Below are 20212 nucleotides of genomic sequence, written 5' to 3'. Positions count from 1 at the left end.
GGAACCTTGATGGATAATAATGAAGATAATAGGCTATCCATACTAATCGTTTTACAGATAGATGAAACTTGATCACTTGTAAGACGATCTAATAGAAATCGTGCCACTCCATCCTCTGAATGGCCAGTCTGTAATTGTCGGCGGAGATATTCTGTTGCTACCTGTCCTATAAGTTCAAGTTGATTCATTAGATTACATCCTCCTGTATTGCAAAGGGATTTTCTACATACGCACAGGCATCAGATAACCTGCGTAATAATCCCATGCTCGCTAGACGCTGTTCGAGTCGCCTTGCATTATCCGAAAATGCTTCCATATCAGCCCTTCCAGCATCTGTTAGCCTTTGAGCCTGTTTATCACCTATTATAAAACCATATTTTTCATATAAGCTTTCTAAAAAATCCTGAAATTCCATTCTCTTAGGTACCACACAAAGAACTAAAGATTTAATCAACATATCTTGTGGAGCATATCTTAACCTTCTGGCTCCTCTTCTTGAAGATAGTCCGATTTCTTTACCCCAAACACCATGAAATTTATCAACATGTTGTTTATGTCTACTAATAGCAGCTGTAACAAATTTATTTATTAATTCATCTGGTGATTTAGCATCTACTTCACTTTGTTTATTATCCTTTGGCCAAGCATATTCATTCTTCAAAATGTCCTTTGCTTCAGTGATATCGGTTATCTGTTTCCACGAATCTGTTTCAACCACTTTTCTGATATACATCTCTATTGCTCGACGAGATAAATTGTTATGTTCTGTAAAGGAATCAGAAGATAAATCACGTATAACTGTTTTCTTTGGTGAGACGATTTCAAGAACAAATGTTAACTTTTCCTCATCGCCTAATACCGATTTAGCACGATTTAAACTATATATGATTAAATGTAATCCCGTAATGTTCACAAGATGTGGAATTGCATCATAATTTGGGATGTTACTTTTTAATAAGCCCAACCAATCTTCAGCAATTGATTCGTATTCCGGTAATTCAAGATATGGTAAATATGCTCCAGATCTAACAACAGTTGAGGTTATAATTTCTCTAGGTTCTAATGCTGCAACTAACTTATTAAACTTATTTGCTCGATTCAACACACTTTTATTAAGTAATGAAAGTATTTGATCTCCCTTCCCACTTCTTGTTAACATTAAATATAATAATTCTCCAGTCCTACCAAAGAATCTACGGTCATTTGTAGGGCTTCCTTCCTTAACATTTAGATCCTCATACAAACAATCGGGACCATATGGAAATATGAATTGGGAACTCCATCTTTTATTATTTTCACCCTCAATGGTGGTTTCACGAAGAAACTGAACTACTTCTACGAAATCTTCAAACTTTGAAAATCGCTTCTCAAGGTATGTAAAGTCAGCATTATCAATTCCGGCTTGTCCCTTATTCATGACATCAAACCATTGTATCCAAGATTCTTTCTCATCATGCTTATTTCTACTAGCTATTAAGGATAATTGAGGGTTGTTGAATAGTATATTGCGTAAATATAATCTAGATTTTGGTGAATAGGCTAATTTATTTACCTCTGACTCGATAAACCCTCTTCCCGCCTCATGTTCAGATTGAAGAACATTTAAAAACTCCATAAAACAAAGCCACGGTGTTTGCTCATCATATAAACGATGCCCCCAAATTGCTTCATCCACCCACATATCAGCATCAACTTTATCGAGACGCGGAAGTCTTTCATGCATTGTAGTTTACCTCCACAGTTCTATCGTTAATTATTCCATCATAATTTAAAAGAATAATTCTGAATGACAACTCATTGTCATTGTCTGTTTCTTCTTCATCTATTCTACGACGAAGTTCTAACTTCTTAAGAAGCCTACTTTTAAACCCTAAGATATCTTCATAACACTCTCGCGAAAAACTGCCAGGTAATGCTCCTTCTGCGACACGAGACAAAAATTCATATCTAACTAATTGAAGAGGTAACTCCTCCGCCTCAACTGAAGATGAAAGTTTAACCTCAATCACAAGTTTACCTATATCATTTATTTTAAGTTGCATGCTTTCGCCACGCTTTTTAGGAACAGAAATACTCTCTTCATAAATTCTACTTACTTTCGCCTGCGAGTGACTTCCCGAGGTAGCTAATATTAACTCATCATTGTTTTTTGCAAGCAAACCCGTAAATATTCGATTTAACCCTTGTGCGATCCGATACGTTATGTGAGTTGCTACCCTATTATTTTGTGCTACCTTGTATACTTCGGATAAAAACTCACCTGCATATTGAAAAGTCGTAAGTTGCCATAGCTTAAGTTCTTCCTCTTTCTCACGAGGTATCACAAAAAAAAGTCTCTGACGTTGAGATCGAAGCGATCCTAAAAAGGAATCCCCACTATCGGTCATTACACCTTCTAAATAATCTTTTTGATTCGCACGAAATGTTTGATCTGCGCCATAATATGTATCACTTAGAACTAGCTCTTTATAGTACACATTAAGATCCGGATCATCTTCACCGAAAATTAAAATATTATCCATTGTGTTACTTGTCTCATATCCAATGCCGAACCTACTTAATGTAGAGAACACGTCTGTAGACTCTCGTCGTCTTTCTGAGAGATTTTCGCCAAGAATATTACGGTATATACTAGCATGAAATGTTTTATTATCTTGAACTATTTTTTCTGCATCCGAACATGACATGAGTCTGTCTCTAGCCTCCGGGTGCCCTAATATCATATTAGAGATAAGAAGAAGTAACTGTCTTATTGGTAAGTGAACCCCATTTAACTCACATAACTCCAATAAGTCAGTAACTCTAGAACGAATCAATTGTTGATCTAATTTCCCTTCAAGTCTTTTACGATTCTCCCAAATAGGACAATTTTTATCTATTTGTACATTTTCTCTTAGAGAACAGTTATTACACTCTTTCCAATCAGGGTGCTGCAATACCACATTCACAATTTGTGGAAAGAGTCTTGCGGCGCTGATTTGACTTAAATTATATAGCTTGAGATTAAATCCATCCTTTTCTCTAATCTCATTAACAAGTAATTCTTCTACACATAGTCTTACAGATTCTGATTGAATATCAGAATCAATATTTTTCCATGCCTCTATTAATTGACCATCATTAGCTGCTATTAAAAAGACATTGTTATCATTAGGATTCATTACCGAGTTCGCAAAACTATTAAGTATTCCTCGCTCTTCATCTTTGAGCTCACTTAAGTCTTTGACTATATACAGTTTCTTAAAGCTTGGTAATACAATTTCTTTAATCTTGTCGTCATTTTGCCAATCCTGTAGTGAACCATTAAGAGACAACCAAATTTCCCTGCAATTATATGTCTTTCCATCCCCAGCAGTACCTGTTAAAATAATTGATTTAGGATTAGTTCCCTGATAATTTTCTACTAACTCATTCAAATAAACAGAATCTATTACTAGCGGTTCGATATTTTTTCGGTTCAACGTCCTACTTATAGCTTCATCGTACATATTGTCATTACTAGGGATTGGGCCATATTGACGAAGAAAACTAATCCAGCGAGACTTAACAATAGTCATTTTGAACTACCACCTTATATTATAAATGAGTCTAAAGTATTATTCGACAATCAAATTCTTATACCTCTATATCTGTATGTAAAATACTAGAACTATTTCCATCATACCAAAGTATGGGAATTAATTCATTTGTTATCTATAAACTTATTTATTTTGTCACCTAGAAATCAAAATCAAATTCATGAGAACTTCCGGTAAAAAGAAGTATTGATAATACAAATATTTAAGATTCTATCGCTTTCCCTCTCCTATAATTCCATGTTCCATGCTATTCTCTATATACAATGAGCTTAATGAAATTCTATCCATGAAAAATCCCCTCCAAGTTAACAGTAAAAGTCTTACTTTTCACTGTCTTCTTAAGAGGGGATATTATCAAAGTAACTATACTATTTTGAAGTAAAGGGTCATTCATATTTCACTGATTAAATCTAAATATATTATCTCTAAATTTCAGTAATTCATTTAAACACTATTAAATATCCGGAATTATGAGTATACACATACACATGGCACCATATCATCTTCTTCAGGTATTAAACTAGCTGAAGCTACTTCATCAATTCCCTTATTAATGATTTCCAGATACATCCGGTATTCACGAAGGGTATAAGCTTTTCCAGTATCCTTTGATTTCAATATACTTACATCGCCTAACATCTCTCTCATTCGCTCTTCCATCTCTTCTTGCTCTTGATATTTATGCGGCCAAATTCTATAAAGATCTGCATAATGCTTAAATCCACCTCGTACACAGCGCCCCCCACAATTAGCGTGTGAGAATCCCAAATCATACATCCTTGGTAACTTAATTCCCCATTCCTCAATAATGACTCTCTTAGCATCGACATCCTTAATATTACCTTCAAACATTGGGAATCTCGCTTCTACAGGTTCTAAGGATTGGTGTCCGTAAAAATCTTTTAGATTCTCAGCACGTTGTTTTTCATGTGCTCCAATACCAAAATATAATATAGGTTCTAGTCCTTGAGCCCTTAATTCCTCAATAAATATAACTGTCTGTCTGACTTTTAACTCTGAAGAACATTTAGCAAGTCTTGAGTTCCCTAAAAATCTTGTATCCTCAAAAACTTCCTCAGGAGTTCTACCATCAACTCTTTCTGTTATTTCAATTCCGATATACTCAGCTACTTCGTACATAAATCGATAATTATCTTCATCTTCCCACAATGTATTTGTAAAAAACAAAATACTATTTTCTTTCCCGTGTGTTTGCACCATTTGATAAGTTACATATGCACTTGCAGCACCACCACTGAACATTGCTACATGTACTGGTTTCCTGTTCATATTGGTATCCACCTTCTAGATTAATTTTCATGATTAGCTTCAACAATATCTACATTCGAAACATCTTCCATTAATTTCCAAAGAATTACCAATAACTCCTCTTTAGCAACATTTCTTCCTGTATATTTGAGTTTTCTTTTTATATCATCATAGATAATGCGGGACTTCGTTGATAATTGAACTTTTGATAAAACAATTGAGTCTTCACCAAAATTAACCTCAATGAAGTCCTCTTTCCCATCTTGATTCTTAATATTGTTTAATTCATTTAATAATTCTGCTTCAAATACTTCGTCCGTTGCATCTGACCAATCCGCTCTTCTCACTCCAACTAATGCTTGAGAAATAACATCTATATAGTTCACTGAGTCCGAACTTATTATTGTAGATATTAACTTAGATGTTTTTCTAGTTATCTTCGAATGCCCTTCAGCCCAAGTTAATAAATCATTATAACTCTTAATATTAAGTGCAGTAAAGATCGCTTTTTCTATAATTTTGTTATGCTTCGTAAGGATATATTGCTCACTTTCAACTTTCGCACGTTCGATTTTTGTGAATTCCTGTCCACTATTCGTAAATTCTAGTAACCTTTCCATTGCATCTAATGGTCGCACTTCACATATTCTTATAATTTCACGTAATTGATTAGATAATAATGATTGTTTAGTGGATATACGAGACAATCTAGGTAGTGACTGAAACCAACGAACTAGAATGTTAGTCACATAAACAGAAGTTTGTAATCCTCTATCTTCATCATGAATATATGAAGAGAAACACTTATCAACTAATGGAATCAGTTCGTTATATTTGCCTTCTAACGATTGGTAGGCAAAAGTGTAATTACTTGGATCGGATACCATTTTCCACAATAGTTCGCCGTTTATTGATTTTATAAAAATATCATTATTATAGAAAAGCAGGTATTTCCATTTGCGTCCAATTAAGGCAGGTAAAAGCAGTGGGATTAAAGGCTGTCTCACAGCAAATGGCCTATTTCTCAATACATCAAGTAAGTCTGTTAAAGGACCCTGCTCTTGGTTTAAAACAATGTGAAGCCCCTCACGCAATTGAATTAAAGATTCATCTTGTAACTCTTCTGGTTTCAACGGGTGAATCCTGTTATTTTTAAGAACAGTTGCATAGATCAAATAGTCGGGACCAAAGCCACTAATTTCAATCTCTTCATTATTAGTCTTAATGCATTCAATTACTTTATCAATAATCTTGTATGCACTTTTTTCTTGTATCTTAGCAATAGTTCTTCTATTAAATGATTCATTACGCACTTCAGGTGTGAAGGGATACATATCACGCATAATAATCGAGAGTTCATTACTCAATGAACGTTCATCAGAAATATTAAGAGTATTTCCGTCGTATATCCATTCACAATCACTAGTAAATTTTACGTATGGATTTAATTCTGTTCTTATATTATGAATCAGCGATCTCTTTAGATATGTCAATTCATCAATTAGAAATCGATCCTGAATCAAAAAGGCCTTATCTTTCTCTAGACTTTCAATAATAAGCAGTTTTTCGAGATTCCAAAAGATACCTTTTGACGGACCTTTAGGAGTCACAAAAATCACATTGTTAAAAGAGGATGTTAGCTCATTAACTTTCTTTGTAATCGCTTCGACCTCTTCTACGATATCCGTGACAATAAATATAATATTTAAATCAGCCTCTTCGCTATGTCTAATTTGGATTTCTTCTCCAGAAATATCTGATAAATGTGCAACAGTTATTTCTGCGAACCTTGTTATACTTTTTTCATCATTATAACCTTTAGGTAAATAATATTTTGTTTCAAGCAACCTATTTCCCATTTCGAGCTTCTGTTTAACAGAAATTAAAGATGTTCGAAGTCTACTTTCTATCTCCTTATTAACATCTACGACACTGCCTTCGTATAATATAAAACGATTTTCATCATTCATGTAACGAAGTATTTTTAATTTAAATAATTCATCTAATCTATTTTGTGTTTCCTTTAAAGTTAAAACCAAGGCATATGAGATAAAATCTAAATTCGGAATAACGTAAATATTTAGATTGGCGATATCCCATAACGTCAATAATTTCAATATTTTTAATTGGTCTTCAAGATATTTAGAAGGAACTAAGCGTTTCTTCAATCTTTTATATAAGAGATAACTTTCTTTGATATTTGAATCTTGTTCAAACTCTTCAAACGCAGGCTCAAAGTAATCAAATAATCCATCCGTTGTATACCAATCGGTATTTTTTTCATAGTGATATTTCAAACCACCGCTTTCGTTACTTTCCAAAAAAGTGAATAATGTGCGTTCATTCTGAGCGACAATATTCGCTAACTTTGGCATACAAAATAAGGTAATTGGGTGTAACGGATAGCAGCCTTCAATAATAAGTGCATTTTTTTCATGCTGCGATAGTTCCGGAAAAAGCGGATATCTTGTTAAACCGTCCCACAAGTTAATTCTGTGCTTCTCTGGATCCCACTGCTCACGCATGTACTTAGTAGCTACATTTGAAATACGTACAAATGTAGCTTGATCACTTTTTACATTGTAAAGAGCATATCGTTTCTCAATTCGTTGAAATTCCCTTTGTAAATCTTCATGGAATCGTTGTGCATATTGTCTCATATTTTTGTGAGTAATTAATAATATGCTTAAATTGTGAAATGAATTATGATCTGCCAATTCAGCAATATCTTGAAGATCTTGCATAGCCTCATGTACTTCACTAGGATTAATAGATTGTAGGAATCTACCAAATTCATCATGAACAATAAACAGACCTTTATTAACCTTCTTTAACTCACTAAGAATGTAGTTCACTTGCGGTACTAACTCACCTGAGAAACTTGGGACGAAGTGGGACCCTGACGTTAATGTCGGATAAACAATTGAAAACCATAATATTTCATCTTCATCACATTTTTCTATTTGTTTAATCCAATATGATAATTCAAGATTTCTATTACTTAATTGCTGAATAAATAAAGAATATGTAGCAGGGAATTCAGTTTCCCACTTTTTCACCATATTAATTATTTCAATAATTACACTAGGTGAAATAATTTCAACACCATCAATTTCCAATGATTTATAAATAGCTGAAATAAGGGATTTACGAAAGTTATGGATATTTCCTTCTAATATTACTGGTATATATTCCATTTCATTATTTATAACACTATTTATTGAATTTCCAATTTCATCATCAACCACTTTAAATTTTTCTGTTAATTTCATCAACAGATCATCACTATATTTTTTGGTTATTATACCCGTAATTATAGTACTTATTAGTGATTTCCCCGAGCCATATGGTCCTGAAATAATGTGTGACTTTGCACCACCTAATATTCCATTTAAAATCCCCTTAAATAGAGCTATGTGAGAAGCAGTAGGCAAAAATCTATTTATAAAATCCTCTTCTTCAAGATCAAGTCTGATATTAATACTAGATTGAAATTTGGATCTTCTATTAGACATGAGTTAGTTCTCCAATCTTACTACTGTAATCATCACGAAGATAATCAATTGACGAAACTTTAGGTAATACTATTGTATTTAACCGATTAGTTCTTTGGAATACAATAGGATATTTAGAGTGTTCTGATAATTCTTCTAAAGCATCAATTATCTCTGAACGTTGTAGTTGGAATACCTTACCCCACAAATTAGGTTTACTTTCTATTTCTTCTATAGCGACATTATCAGTTTCATTCTTTTCTCCATACTTTAATAAAGAATACATCAATGCGGTGATTCCTACATTTTTATAAATTAAATTGTGTTTTATGTATATACTCGAACTTTCCTCTGAGATAGATAATATATTGAGTTTCTCTAATGGACTTTGTGTTACATCCTCTGGATCCTTTAGTTTATTATCTTTAACATATAGCCTAATCATACAATCAAGGTCTCTCTTTAAAGATTTCTCCGATGTTACTTCACCTTCACGGGCCGCCCAAAGAACAAGTTCATTAAGAGCTTCCTCTTTCGTAAATGAAGATCGAGAGAATGTATTATAAAATCCATACCAAACAAACAGTCTATCCTTTTTCCCTTTGTCTATTAGCGAGTAATGTAATAGTGATAGTGAATCCATAAAATCAAGATAAGGATCAAAGGTATCTATCACTTCACCTAAAGGAGTTAATTGATGAATACTCTTACTGTCATCGCCCTTTATCTCCTTTGCAATTTCGGTAGCAGTGATCCAAAATCGTAAAGATTGAACCATGTTTTTACCTAGTCCTATCGTTTCAGCAGCCTCTTTCTCAAAGAAAAATCTAGGATTAGCTTTAATCATCTTTATTCCTTTTCGTAGCCAATTTAATCGCAAATGGAATGTTTCATGTTGTCCGTATTTCATAATTACAGTAAACCTCCTAAGACTACTACTCGATAATGGGAATATATATTCGCTTTTATAATATTATATCACACAAAATGTTCCTGGATAGTACAATCCAGGAACATTTTTAATATAGATGATCATAATATAAATTTGTAAAAATAAACATTATTATACCCTTAGTAATCGATTTTGTTCAATACCTATACTAAATGCTTAGCTCAACCAGATTACTATATTTCAACAAAATATAATATGCATTTTTTTGAATATATATTAATTCTACCCAATACACTTATTAGCCACCCCCACCATCTGCGGCGGCAACTCCTCCCTCAATCTCCACACAATACTCATCGGCTTATTCCCCTCATGGCTCACATAATCCGCTTCTCCTAAGAATACAAACGGAGAGGTGAACTTTTCACTCTCTTTGTATTCTCGAACAAACAACGCAATACGGTTACCCGTTCTCCGATGATGGATATAACGCTGCGCGGTCTTGGTGTCTTCGGATACACTACTTTGTGTCTGCCAATGGAACAACCTTTCATTAATGGCATAGTCTTCATAGAGTGTAGATGGTGAGAAATCTTTATCGGACTTATTCAGTGTAATGAAGAAGATATCGGTCTGCTCACTCTCGAAATATTTCACGCCTTCGCGGAAGGTAGGTGCTTTATCCCCATTCCAATAGCCAAATGCAGCTAATATTTGATCCATACTGTACATACAGTGGATATCTAGTGGACAAGTGAAGGGGAACTCGTGTTTCTTATCCACAAAATCAAGATGTTCCTCGTTATATTTTAGGATATCCACAATCTCATCCTTAAATTGAGGACAAGCCAGGACTGCCTGAATGCCTTCTTCTATATCTTTGAATCCCTGCTTTACAGGCTCTGCCCGATAAAATGTATAGTAGAACATGACTAACATCCGGTTCTCTTCATCGTCATGAGGCAGCATACTATTTTCCAAATAGTTAATTAAGAACTTCAGCCATCTGCGAGAATTCAAGTTCAGCAGTGCTGGAATGCGCTTCACGTGTTCGGGATGATCCCATTGGAATGGTTCTAGTATCTCTGCTTCTACCATTAATCCTCTGAAGAATCGGTTGCCACTGCGACCGCCATAGAAGTCGAACAAAGACATGCCATGATAACGGACGAAGTTAGCCAAGGTCACTTCAAGTCCTGTGTCCTCTTGAAAATACTTTATTTTGCTAATGAGATTATTCCGATTGTTCTTGGTTTGCTTCAGGTTGCGTAATATATAATCCTTGGCTTGCTTCTCTAGTTGAATGAAGGTTCCTCTAGGCAGCGAAGAGAATCCATTCTCAACATAATGCTGAATCGAGTGCTTCGTCTTGCCCATTAATGCTCTGAACTTATCTTGGAAGTTGTATTCCTTATGCGCTTGTCCGATAAAATCTAGCACCGTAAGGCACTCTTTGCCCTCTGCTAATCGTAGTCCTCGACCTAACTGCTGCAAGAATACGGTTAAACTCTCCGTTGGACGCAGGAACAGAATCGTATTGACGGCTGGAATATCCACGCCTTCGTTGTAAAGATCCACGACAAAGATCATGGAGATCTCACCGCTAATGAGTCTACTTTTAACTGTGCTTCGTTCCTGATCACTAGAATTCCCATGCAACGCTACCGCTGGAATTCCCGCCTCTTCAAAGACCTTGGCCATATACAGGGCATGTTCTACACTCACACAGAATCCAAGCCCCTTCACATCCTCCATATCCGTAACGTATTTCTTCATACTATTCAGGATCTGCGTTGTACGTATTTTATTATTCGTGTATACCTGCTCTAGCTCTGCAAGGTCATATCCCTTTCTAGACCATTTCACTTGGGACAGATCCACATGATCGGTTATGCCGAAATACTGAAAAGGACAGAGCAATTTACGATCGATCGCATCGGTCAGTCGGATTTCAGCAGCTATTGTATGATCGAAGTAAGCTAGAATGTCTTTGCCATCCATCCGTTCCGGTGTTGCCGTCAATCCCAGTAGGATCTGCGGGTTATAGTAGGATAATAGCTTCTGGTAGGAAGGCGCAGCGGCATGGTGAAATTCATCGACAATGATGAAGTCATAGAAATCGCTCGTGGTTTTCTCTGTTAGCTTCATAGAGTTAAAACTCTGAACACTAATGAACAAATGATCCACAGCCTCCGCTTGATGCTGGCCTACATGCAGATCGCCGAAGTTCAAGTCTTTTAGAATATAACGGAATGTGTCTCGGCTCTGTTTCAGAATCTCTTCGCGGTGCGCCACGAATAGGAGTCTAGCTCTTGGGTTCTTGGTTAGAAACCTTTTATAGTCAAATGCAGAAATAACCGTCTTCCCTACTCCGGTAGCCGCCACCAACAGATTTCTGGTTCTACCGAATAAGGTTCTTTGCGCTTCAAGCTTCTCTAGTACTTCTTTCTGATAATCATAGGGCGTAATGTCGAAATGAAATTGTAAGGTCTGCTGTTCCTTCTTCTTCCCTAATGCTTCTTTCAGTTGTTGAACCTGCTCCACATCTTCATACGAAAAGCTCTTAAACTCCCGATCATTCCAATAGCTCTCGAAGGTCGCTTCGATCTTCTTAAGTACATCGTACGAATCCTTCTCAGTTACTTTCAAATTCCACTCTAACCCACTGGTTAGCGCCGGATTGGACAGGTTAGATGAGCCGACATAGGCTGTAGTGAACCCCGTATCTCTTCGGAAAACATATGCTTTCGCATGCAGCCGCGTCCGATCACTATCATAGGAGATTTGGATCTCGGTATTGGGGAGCTTACTGAGCTCAATCACGGCTTTCATATCTGTTGCTTCCATATAAGTCGTTGTAATTACGCGTAGCTGTCCACCATTTGCGGTAAACTGCTCTAACTGTTCCATTAGGCAACGTAGACCGCTCCATTTGATAAAAGACACTAGCAGATCGATCCGATCCGCCGTTACGATTTCACGCTTCAGTTCATGTAGCATATTAGGCTCAGAGTGAGACCCGGTAAAAAGAGAACTTTGAGATAAAGGAGTAACAGGTCTCAGCACCTTCTCGTCCTTGATCCCACGGATATGATTTAACTTCGAATATACATAGGTGAGTACTTCACCCTGTTCATCTAACTGGAGCTCGTTGTACTCTTCCTGCCCTAGCGTGTTCTTTAATGTGTCGATAATCTCATTGCAAGTCCGAATCTGTGCGAATACCGCATCTTCATCGCTGATTTGTTCCCGCACCACTTTAAGCGCCCTACGGGTCACCATAGCCAAATAGTTGGACAACATCTTCCGCGCTTCTTCCGCATCTAGCGATTCTCTACCAATCTCGTATAATTCTGGGTCAAGAGCAGCTAACTGCTGCGACGTTATATTATTAATGATTTGCTCATAGAGTCCTTGTTTCATGAAGTAACCTCTTTTGTGTGGAGTGGGGTGATATGTCTCTTAGTGAGGATTCGACAAAGGGGAGGGATAACCTTTATAGACATTAACTACTGTTTTCCTAGAGAATAATACTTAGTCTCGTTACGCTCTTCTATCAATAACAAGTAACCTTTTCCATTACCAACGCGTCTAATCATCATAAAGTCCGAAGGAGTGAACAATTATGAAAATCACTTGTTATTATGATTCTACTGCAGATATGGGTTATATCTATTTAACACCTCCTACAGGCGATCAAGAAGATACTAATTCAACAAACGAGATTGCTGCACATATCAGTCCCCAGAACATAACTATCCCTTATATTACAGACAACACTGTGGCTACATTCCTTGATCGTATGCACCTTGCTCCAGTTACATTAAAAAATGATAGAGAAGGTTACGATACTGAGTATGGACTTGATATAGATACCCATGGATATCTAACAGGCATTGAATTAAATCTACCCCCCGAGAAGTTTATTGACCTTATTAGAAACCAGGCAATTAAGGTGATCCAAACAGAGTGGAAAGAAAAGTCGTTTCATCTCATTACATTCGATCATATGGACAATGTATTAAATACAGATCATGTGATTTATAAGTTGACTGATCAAGAAGATGCTTATGTTATTGTTCAGCTTGAAGATCCCAATCAACTTGGAATGCATTACTTCCATAGTGACGATAAATATCCAATTGCTTTGTTTAAAGGATTACTCTCTGCAAGAGATGATATTTATCCATTGGAATATCTGCTTAAGCCACAGTTTATAATGCGTGGAGATTCTACATTCGAAGATATGTAAGATAAAAGGAACGGTGTATTACAATGTAAAGTTATTGCTCACAAAGAGGATCGTGATGATCACGATCCCCATATCAAGATAGTGGGTTTGCTCTCATCCCCAAGCTTAACTAGAGTTTTACAGCAATAGCACTCTCAGTCCGCTCAGAAGTAATCCATATCAAACCACCAACCAGAAATACTGCCCCAATGATCTGCCATAAGCCCACACTTTCCTTAAAGAACATATATCCCATCAGGACAGCAACGACTGAGACGACATAGCGGAAAAAGTTAGATCGAGCCGTTCCTACTTGGTACATACAGGCATTCCATACGACAAAAGCAATAACAGTACAGAAGATGACATTGTATCCGACCACTAAATATTCGGTAGCGCCTAATTTTGCCCATGCTACTTTTCCCCAGGATGATAGAGTTAGAGGAAACATGAATAGAGCACCAAAAAAAATATACCAGGTGCTAATACGCAAAGCTGAATATGTTCTCATAAGTGGCATGCATGACAGATAACCTGCCACTTGTCTTTGTTGCTTTTTTTTGGAGTATCTACCTTGCCAAGTGTGCATATTCCGTCCTGTAAGTGATAGTGAGCAAGCCCCCACTGCTACCAGCAGTATAACGATCACCAGCCATTTTCCAAAGCGCATAGCAATGATCTCCTTTCCCTCAATAGAAAAACGGCAGACCGTTAGATAACGTAATCTGCCGTTTTCCTAATTAAATCCAAGTCCCTTCCACTATAGAGCGAATCATATCCAGCGGAAGCTTCGGTTTCCGGTCATAAGTTAACAAGCCATTAATCTCCTGCTCCACATCACTGAATTGTGTGTAGCAGAATCCTTGAATGACCGGAGATTGCAGCATTGGCTCCACGATGTTCTTCAATCGTTCCGCGAAATCTTCCTCATTCACCGCCCCGGAGTATCCCCATCCTTCCCACTCATTCTTCTTGAAGGAGATACCTCCAAACTCCGTTGCCAGAATCGGTTGACCTGCATAAGGGAAGCCGGGGACCAGAATCCACCGATTGCCCGGTTGGGCACTTAGTGCCGCATCCTTGGTGGCATACCGCTCCGTCAACACTTCGCGTCGCCATTCATAATCATGGACCGTCACCAAATCGGTGCTCACTAACTCCCATCCATCATTCGAAATGACAGGACGTGTCGGATCTAGTGATTTCGTCATATGATAGACCGATAATGCGTGTTGCTGTTGCTGCTTATCAACCAGAATATTGGGCACGCCCCAACTCTCATTGATCGGCACCCAGGTCACGATACACGGATGATTATAATCCCGCTCCACAGCCTGAATCCATTCCTTGGTCATTCGCGCCACATAGGACTCTGAGAATTGATAAGCATTCGCCATCTCTCCCCACACCAGCAGTCCCAGGTGATCCGCCCAATACAAGTAGCGCGGGTCTTCGATTTTCTGGTGCTTGCGTGCTCCGTTGAAGCCCATTTCCTTCGTCAATTCCACGTCCCGACGCAGGTCATCATCACTTGGGGCAGTCAATATGCCCTCTGGGAAATAACCTTGATCCAGCACCATTTTCATATAATAGGAGCGGTTATTCAGCAGTAATTTCCCATCTACTATGGATATTTTTCGCATGCCGAAATAACTCTTCACCGTATCCGCAACCACACCGTCTACACTTAAAGTTAATTCCAGATCATATAAATTCGGTTTCTCAGGAGTCCACCAGCGTCCCAGACCATGGTCGTTAAAATCTTCAAGATGAATATGCCGATTGGCTGACTCATGTCGCAGCGAAAACGTATCTTCCACAACAAATTCTCCGTTAAATGTAATGGCAGCTGTTACGCTAACCACGACTCCCGGGCGATAACCGGACAGAAAAACATCCAATGCCATATTATTTGCGTCTATATCAGGAGTCAACCGGATTCTCCCGATATGCGTTTCCGATACTGGTTCAAGCCATACACTCTGCCAAATTCCGGTTGTGCGTGTATAGAATATCCCCGCGGATTTCTCTTCCCAGAACTGTTTGCCCCGCGGCAAAGTCACATCCCGGCTGTAATCGGTTGCCTTTACTACGACGGTATTGTCACCTTCAGTAAGGACATCTGTAATGTCGGCATGGAACGGCGTATGTCCACCTTCGTGCTGCACTACAACCTTCCCGTTCACCCATACTTTCGCTTCATAATCTACGGCGCCAAAATGAAGGAGCAACCGTCCCTTTTTATAATTGTCCGGTAAGGAAAATACTTTCCGGTACCAGACTATATCATGGAATCCTGTATCCCCTATTCCGCTTAACTGGCTCTGATAACAGAACGGTACGTTGATTTCACTGCTGAACACATGATCTTCATACCACGCTTCCCGCTCCCCCATTCCTTCGTCGTCATAATCGAATTCCCATTCCCCGTTCAAGCTCATCCATGCCTCACGTATAAATTGTGGACGGGGATATTCATTGCGTACTCGTTGGTCAGCCATTGTTTCTACTCCTTCTTTTCCAATAGTTATATCTTAGTTTTATTTATATGAGCAGCACGTCGCGTTGGCTTGGTAATAATCCATATGCTGAATCCGATGACCCCAAGTAACCCAAGTCCCATCCACAACGTATCCAGCAACCCCAATAGCAACAGCGGTTGATTTGATTTCAGCGCAAAGATAAGTACGTTACTCATGACTAGGTACCAAAGTACATTCCGCCCCATCGCCTCCAACGGGATAAACGGCAGCGGATATTTCTCCATCAACAGAGACACAAGATAATATCCGTACAACAATAATGCCGGCCCAATGATCCACCAAATTGAGGGTGGAAACCGCTCAGGCAGGGAAGCATTCGCCGACGAGAGCCACTTCCAGACAAATGCACCCGAGGCAATGACGGCTCCAGCAAACACACGTAAGTCCCAAGCGATTCGATAGCGGGCAAACAACATGCCTAGCAGATAATAAGAGAAATATTGCACCACTGGAAATGAAGCAAAATCTCTTGTACCAAGCAAAGGACTCAAAGCAACCATATGGATCGATTCATATGGAATACATGTGGTCAACAGCAGGATTCCCGCCATGGAGAACCCCATCCATTTTCGTCCGATCAACCATTTTAATGGAACAAACAACAACAAACCGAGAACGATCACATAAGTAAAGGATGACAAGAACTCAGACCAACCCGGCATGTCGCTCAGTAGCAGGATCGGCCTAACTGTGTTCCATTCCAGCGGACGTGTATCAATAAACAACCGAAATGCCGTCCCGGAAATATAAAAGGCTAATAGGGTTTTGACCGCTGTTCCCAGCATACGGTGCCAGACCCGCGAGAACGGCTTGCTATAGTAAGCCAACTGGCATACGTAACCGAAGCTGAACACAAAACCAGAGAACGTGATCAAGTTAATGACATCGATAAACTGTTGCCCTTGCGGGAAGATCATCTGGTCGCTGAAGAATTGCAAGCAATGGCAATACACCATCCCAAGTACTAACAGACCCTTGAATATATCAATCGCTCTTTCACGCTGATGCGTAGCCGTTAAGCCTCCGCTCATCCTTTAATTCCCGAGAGACTGACTCCCTTGATGATCTGACGCTCAAAGATCAGGAATAGAAGCATGATCGGCAGAGAAGCTATAGCATTAATAACCATTGGCTTCACATAATCTTCCGTATACTGGTTCATTAATGTAGGAATCCCCATCGGTAACGTGAACAGGTTGTCGTCGGTAACTGATAAGAACGGCCAGAGAAAATTGTTCCAAGAGCCAATAAACGTTAGAATAGCGATCGATACGAGCGCCGGACGGGTAAGCGGAAGCATGATACTTACGAATATCCGCCAGAGACCGCCGCCGTCCATCTGAACACTTTCTAGCAGATCGTTCGGGATTCCGTCAAAGAAACTCTTAAGCACTATAATGGCGAAGGGTGAAGCTAGAGCCGGAAATATCAGTCCCATGTAAGAATTCAAAATTCCCAAATCTTTGGCTACCTGGTACAGCGGAATGAGGATCGCTTCCCCTGGAATAAGCAGGCCAGCCAGAACGAAAAAGAACATAAACGTCCTGTACCTGAACGGAACCTTGGACAATGCAAACCCTGCCATTGCAGAGATCATCAGGGTCAATAGGGTTACACAAACGGCTATAAAAAAACTGTTCCAAGACCAACTGATTAATTTCGTTCCTGTAATGATTTCATGATAGACAGCGAAGGAATATGGTGGTGTAAACCAGTCCACTACGGACGTAATTTTCATGCCTTCCTTTTTCACCGATACCACAAGCATCCAGATCAGTGGAAAAACAAATAATATGGCCATCAACATTGAAACAATCCGATAGAACCATTTCATCTCTAGTCAACCCCCTTCCGGTTATTCATCCAGTACTGCAGACCAGACAACACAAGCAGAATAACAAATAGCATATAGGACATGGAGGATGCATATCCAAGGTCATTCTTACGGAAGCCCGTTTGCCAAATCAGTTGTATGACAGGACGAGTCTCATCCAATGGACCCCCGCCAGTCATGACATAGATCTGCATAAACACTTTAAAAGAGGCAATGATTTGCAGCATGGTTATCGTTTTGGTAATCGGGCTGAGCAGTGGGAGCGTAATTTTCCAGAACACTTGGGAATCGCTCGCTCCATCCAAACGCGCCGCTTCATAGACCTCATCCGGTACATCCTGCATTGCCGATAAGTACAAAATAAAGTTAAAACCGACGGTCCACCATAATGTTAATAGCGAGATGGCGATCCAAGCCAGATTCGTTTCTGACAGCCAAAAGATCTCCGAACTTTCAGGAAGCAGCTTCACCCAATGAAGCAAAGAATTTATAAGCCCCGTATATGGCTGAAATACAAACAAACCTAGAAAGGAGGCAACCGCCACGGAAAGGATGCTCGGAATAAAGAACACGCTGCGGTAAAATCTTTGTAGCTTGGAGTTACGATTGGCTATGAGTGCCAAAATAATTGCCAAGATGATCATTAACGGTGTTGTAATCATTACAAAAATCGTAGAGTGCCAGATGGACGCCCAAAAATCTTGATCATGAAACATCCGTTCATAGTTACCTAATCCAACGTACTTCATCTTCTTAATAAGCGTCCATTTATAGAAGCTCATCTCCACGCCCTTGATCATTGGCCAAATGGTAAACAGGAAATAAACGACCAAGAAGGGGAGCAGGAACAGGAATGCCTGCACATCCACTCTCAATTTCTTCATTTTCATAAGCGCTTTACCTCCCCATATGACCGACAGACTTTACGACAAATGCCGCAAAGTCTGCCGAATTCATTGCCTTGATCTGTTATTCGTTCAATATCTTCTGTACTTCGTCCGTCATTTTGGCAATTCCGTCTGTCGGAGTCAATTTGTTCGCCCACACTTCGTTCAAGTATTTAAACATGGCCAAATCGCGTATTTGCCAATTCTTCGTAGATGCTTTGCTGAATTTAACCGTAGAAGCTACAGATACATAGTCACTACGATATGGAAGATCTTTAAATTCTTGTTTCTCAAATACGGAAGGCTTGGAAGGAATATGACCGGCCTTCGCCCAGACCTGACCGTTGTCCGCAAGCCAATTGGCGAAAGTAATTGCCGCTTTCCGCTTCGCCGGATCTTCTTTCTTTGTTACCGGAAGAACTACCGTATGTGAGTCACCCCATGTAGCTTCTTGGTCAAACACCTTCGGAATCGGCATCGCGCCGAATTCAAAATCCTTCGTGGATTCCCAAGTCCCTGTTGCCCAAACACCTGTCATCATAATGGCTGCCGTGCCACTTTGGAAATTCTTATAGAAGTCGGGATCGTTCAATTTAATCACTTTATATTTATGATATAAGTCCTGAATGTACTGAGCCGCTTGAACTGCTTTATCTGTATCGATCTGCGCCGAGTTCAGATCATCGGAAACCACGTCATTACCGCCTAATTGGGAGTAGAGCGCCCACCACAGACGGAACGGGTCGTCATTCGTGTTCGACAGGGCAAATGGCGTCGCTTTCTGAGGTAATTTCTCTTTAAGCGTAGTCAAGAAGGTGATGAAGCCGTCGGCCGACTGTTCCATAATAGGCTTGCCTGCGTCATCAAGCAGTCCCGCTTCCTTCAACAATTTCTTGTTGTAGTACATAATGAATGGATGTGTATCGATTGGTACCGCATAATGGGCTCCATCCACGATAGAAGCATCAAGAATATTCTGATTAAAGGTTGACCAGTCTACACTAGCTTCGGTAGCTACATCATCCAGTTCGGACACAACCCCTTGGTTGATTAGGTCAGGTAGACGGGAAATATGCGAGATACCGACATCCGGACCATTGCCGTTACCAACTGCGGTAATGAGCTTCGTGTAATACTCTCCCCACTCCAGCTTCGTATTCTTGACTTGAATGTTAGGATGTTCCTTGTTAAAGGAATCAATCATCGCCTGCATATTGTCGCCGTCACCGCCCGAGAATAACGTCCAGAATGACAGGGTAATTTTCTCTCCGTCACCATTTGAAGCGCTTCCATTATCTTGGTCGGTCGATCCCTCGTTTGTAGCCGCTGCTCCATTGTTACTTCCCGAGTTGCCATTATTGCTGCCACCACATGCGCTTAAAATCACGGAAAACGAGAGTAATAAAGTAAGCATGATTCCAAAACTTTTTTTCATGTTGACCTCCCTTATAACTTTTGATGAAGGTACAAAACATCAATATTGT

Annotated in this window: 13 protein-coding genes; 1 reads left to right on the top strand and 12 read right to left on the bottom strand. The window is 39.2% G+C overall.

Annotation, left to right across the window (positions count from 1 at the left end; genetic code table 11):
• Nucleotides 1-187: 187 nt before the first annotated feature.
• The 6 genes from AC1D7X_RS21940 to AC1D7X_RS21915 all read right to left on the bottom strand — a co-directional run bounded on the left by AC1D7X_RS21940 (nucleotide 188) and on the right by AC1D7X_RS21915 (nucleotide 12656).
• On the bottom strand, nucleotides 188-1723 hold the full coding sequence (locus AC1D7X_RS21940; RefSeq protein ID WP_495476137.1) for a methylation-associated defense system protein MAD7 family protein: 1536 nt from the start codon (nucleotides 1721-1723) through the stop codon (nucleotides 188-190).
• On the bottom strand, nucleotides 1716-3557 hold the full coding sequence (locus AC1D7X_RS21935) for a hypothetical protein (protein WP_495476136.1): 1842 nt from the start codon (nucleotides 3555-3557) through the stop codon (nucleotides 1716-1718). The genes AC1D7X_RS21940 and AC1D7X_RS21935 overlap by 8 nt, the downstream gene beginning before the upstream one ends.
• A 489-nt stretch (nucleotides 3558-4046) precedes the next feature.
• On the bottom strand, nucleotides 4047-4868 hold the full coding sequence (locus AC1D7X_RS21930) for a hypothetical protein (protein ID WP_495476135.1): 822 nt from the start codon (nucleotides 4866-4868) through the stop codon (nucleotides 4047-4049).
• Between the two features lie 20 nt (nucleotides 4869-4888).
• Nucleotides 4889-8362: a hypothetical protein gene (locus AC1D7X_RS21925; RefSeq protein ID WP_495476134.1), complete on the bottom strand. Its 3474-nt coding sequence runs from the start codon at nucleotides 8360-8362 to the stop codon at nucleotides 4889-4891.
• Nucleotides 8355-9251 carry a DUF4007 family protein gene (locus AC1D7X_RS21920; protein WP_495476133.1) on the bottom strand — a complete coding sequence of 299 codons (897 nt, stop codon included), beginning with the start codon at nucleotides 9249-9251 and terminating at the stop codon, nucleotides 8355-8357. The genes AC1D7X_RS21925 and AC1D7X_RS21920 overlap by 8 nt, the downstream gene beginning before the upstream one ends.
• Before the next feature lie 264 nt (nucleotides 9252-9515).
• Entirely contained in the window at nucleotides 9516-12656 is a 3141-nt protein-coding gene (locus AC1D7X_RS21915; protein ID WP_495476132.1) for a DUF3427 domain-containing protein, read from the bottom strand.
• A 202-nt stretch (nucleotides 12657-12858) separates the two neighbouring features.
• On the opposite strand from AC1D7X_RS21915, the gene AC1D7X_RS21910 reads away from it, so the two are divergent.
• On the top strand, nucleotides 12859-13485 hold the full coding sequence (locus tag AC1D7X_RS21910) for a hypothetical protein (RefSeq protein WP_495476131.1): 627 nt from the start codon (nucleotides 12859-12861) through the stop codon (nucleotides 13483-13485).
• Between the two features lie 109 nt (nucleotides 13486-13594).
• On the opposite strand, the gene AC1D7X_RS21905 is transcribed toward AC1D7X_RS21910, so the two are convergent.
• The 6 genes from AC1D7X_RS21905 to AC1D7X_RS21880 all read right to left on the bottom strand — a co-directional run bounded on the left by AC1D7X_RS21905 (nucleotide 13595) and on the right by AC1D7X_RS21880 (nucleotide 20163).
• Nucleotides 13595-14134 (bottom strand): DMT family transporter, encoded by a 540-nt coding sequence (locus AC1D7X_RS21905; RefSeq protein WP_495476130.1) that lies wholly within the window; start codon nucleotides 14132-14134, stop codon nucleotides 13595-13597.
• Nucleotides 14135-14204: 70 nt separating this feature from the next.
• Nucleotides 14205-15965 (bottom strand): glycoside hydrolase family 2 protein, encoded by a 1761-nt coding sequence (locus AC1D7X_RS21900; protein ID WP_495476129.1) that lies wholly within the window; start codon nucleotides 15963-15965, stop codon nucleotides 14205-14207.
• Between the two features lie 26 nt (nucleotides 15966-15991).
• A complete protein-coding gene (locus AC1D7X_RS21895; protein WP_495476128.1) occupies nucleotides 15992-17038 on the bottom strand; it encodes a hypothetical protein in 1047 nt (348 codons plus the stop codon).
• Nucleotides 17035-17841, bottom strand: a complete 807-nt coding sequence (locus tag AC1D7X_RS21890) for a carbohydrate ABC transporter permease (protein ID WP_495476127.1) — start codon at nucleotides 17839-17841, stop codon at nucleotides 17035-17037. The genes AC1D7X_RS21895 and AC1D7X_RS21890 overlap by 4 nt, the downstream gene beginning before the upstream one ends.
• 2 nt (nucleotides 17842-17843) lie before the next feature.
• Entirely contained in the window at nucleotides 17844-18731 is an 888-nt protein-coding gene (locus tag AC1D7X_RS21885) for a carbohydrate ABC transporter permease (RefSeq protein WP_495476126.1), read from the bottom strand.
• A gap of 79 nt (nucleotides 18732-18810) precedes the next feature.
• On the bottom strand, nucleotides 18811-20163 hold the full coding sequence (locus tag AC1D7X_RS21880) for an ABC transporter substrate-binding protein (RefSeq protein WP_495476125.1): 1353 nt from the start codon (nucleotides 20161-20163) through the stop codon (nucleotides 18811-18813).
• Between the last annotated feature and the right edge of the window lie 49 nt (nucleotides 20164-20212).

Source organism: Paenibacillus sp. Y568, assembly GCF_059445545.1.
Note: the sequence above shows the minus strand (reverse complement) of the source record. Positions and strands in the feature narration are given on the sequence as shown.

Excerpts from the sequence above, each read along its gene's own strand:
- AC1D7X_RS21940 (WP_495476137.1), bottom strand. The coding sequence starts at position 1,723 with ATGCATGAAAGACTTCCGCGTCTCGATAAAGTTGATGCTGATATGTGG.
- AC1D7X_RS21935 (WP_495476136.1), bottom strand. The coding sequence starts at position 3,557 with ATGACTATTGTTAAGTCTCGCTGGATTAGTTTTCTTCGTCAATATGGC.
- AC1D7X_RS21930 (WP_495476135.1), bottom strand. The coding sequence starts at position 4,868 with ATGAACAGGAAACCAGTACATGTAGCAATGTTCAGTGGTGGTGCTGCA.
- AC1D7X_RS21925 (WP_495476134.1), bottom strand. The coding sequence starts at position 8,362 with ATGTCTAATAGAAGATCCAAATTTCAATCTAGTATTAATATCAGACTT.
- AC1D7X_RS21920 (WP_495476133.1), bottom strand. The coding sequence starts at position 9,251 with ATGAAATACGGACAACATGAAACATTCCATTTGCGATTAAATTGGCTA.
- AC1D7X_RS21915 (WP_495476132.1), bottom strand. The coding sequence starts at position 12,656 with ATGAAACAAGGACTCTATGAGCAAATCATTAATAATATAACGTCGCAG.
- AC1D7X_RS21910 (WP_495476131.1), top strand. The coding sequence starts at position 12,859 with ATGAAAATCACTTGTTATTATGATTCTACTGCAGATATGGGTTATATC.
- AC1D7X_RS21905 (WP_495476130.1), bottom strand. The coding sequence starts at position 14,134 with ATGCGCTTTGGAAAATGGCTGGTGATCGTTATACTGCTGGTAGCAGTG.
- AC1D7X_RS21900 (WP_495476129.1), bottom strand. The coding sequence starts at position 15,965 with ATGGCTGACCAACGAGTACGCAATGAATATCCCCGTCCACAATTTATA.
- AC1D7X_RS21895 (WP_495476128.1), bottom strand. The coding sequence starts at position 17,038 with ATGAGCGGAGGCTTAACGGCTACGCATCAGCGTGAAAGAGCGATTGAT.
- AC1D7X_RS21890 (WP_495476127.1), bottom strand. The coding sequence starts at position 17,841 with ATGAAATGGTTCTATCGGATTGTTTCAATGTTGATGGCCATATTATTT.
- AC1D7X_RS21885 (WP_495476126.1), bottom strand. The coding sequence starts at position 18,731 with ATGAAAATGAAGAAATTGAGAGTGGATGTGCAGGCATTCCTGTTCCTG.
- AC1D7X_RS21880 (WP_495476125.1), bottom strand. The coding sequence starts at position 20,163 with ATGAAAAAAAGTTTTGGAATCATGCTTACTTTATTACTCTCGTTTTCC.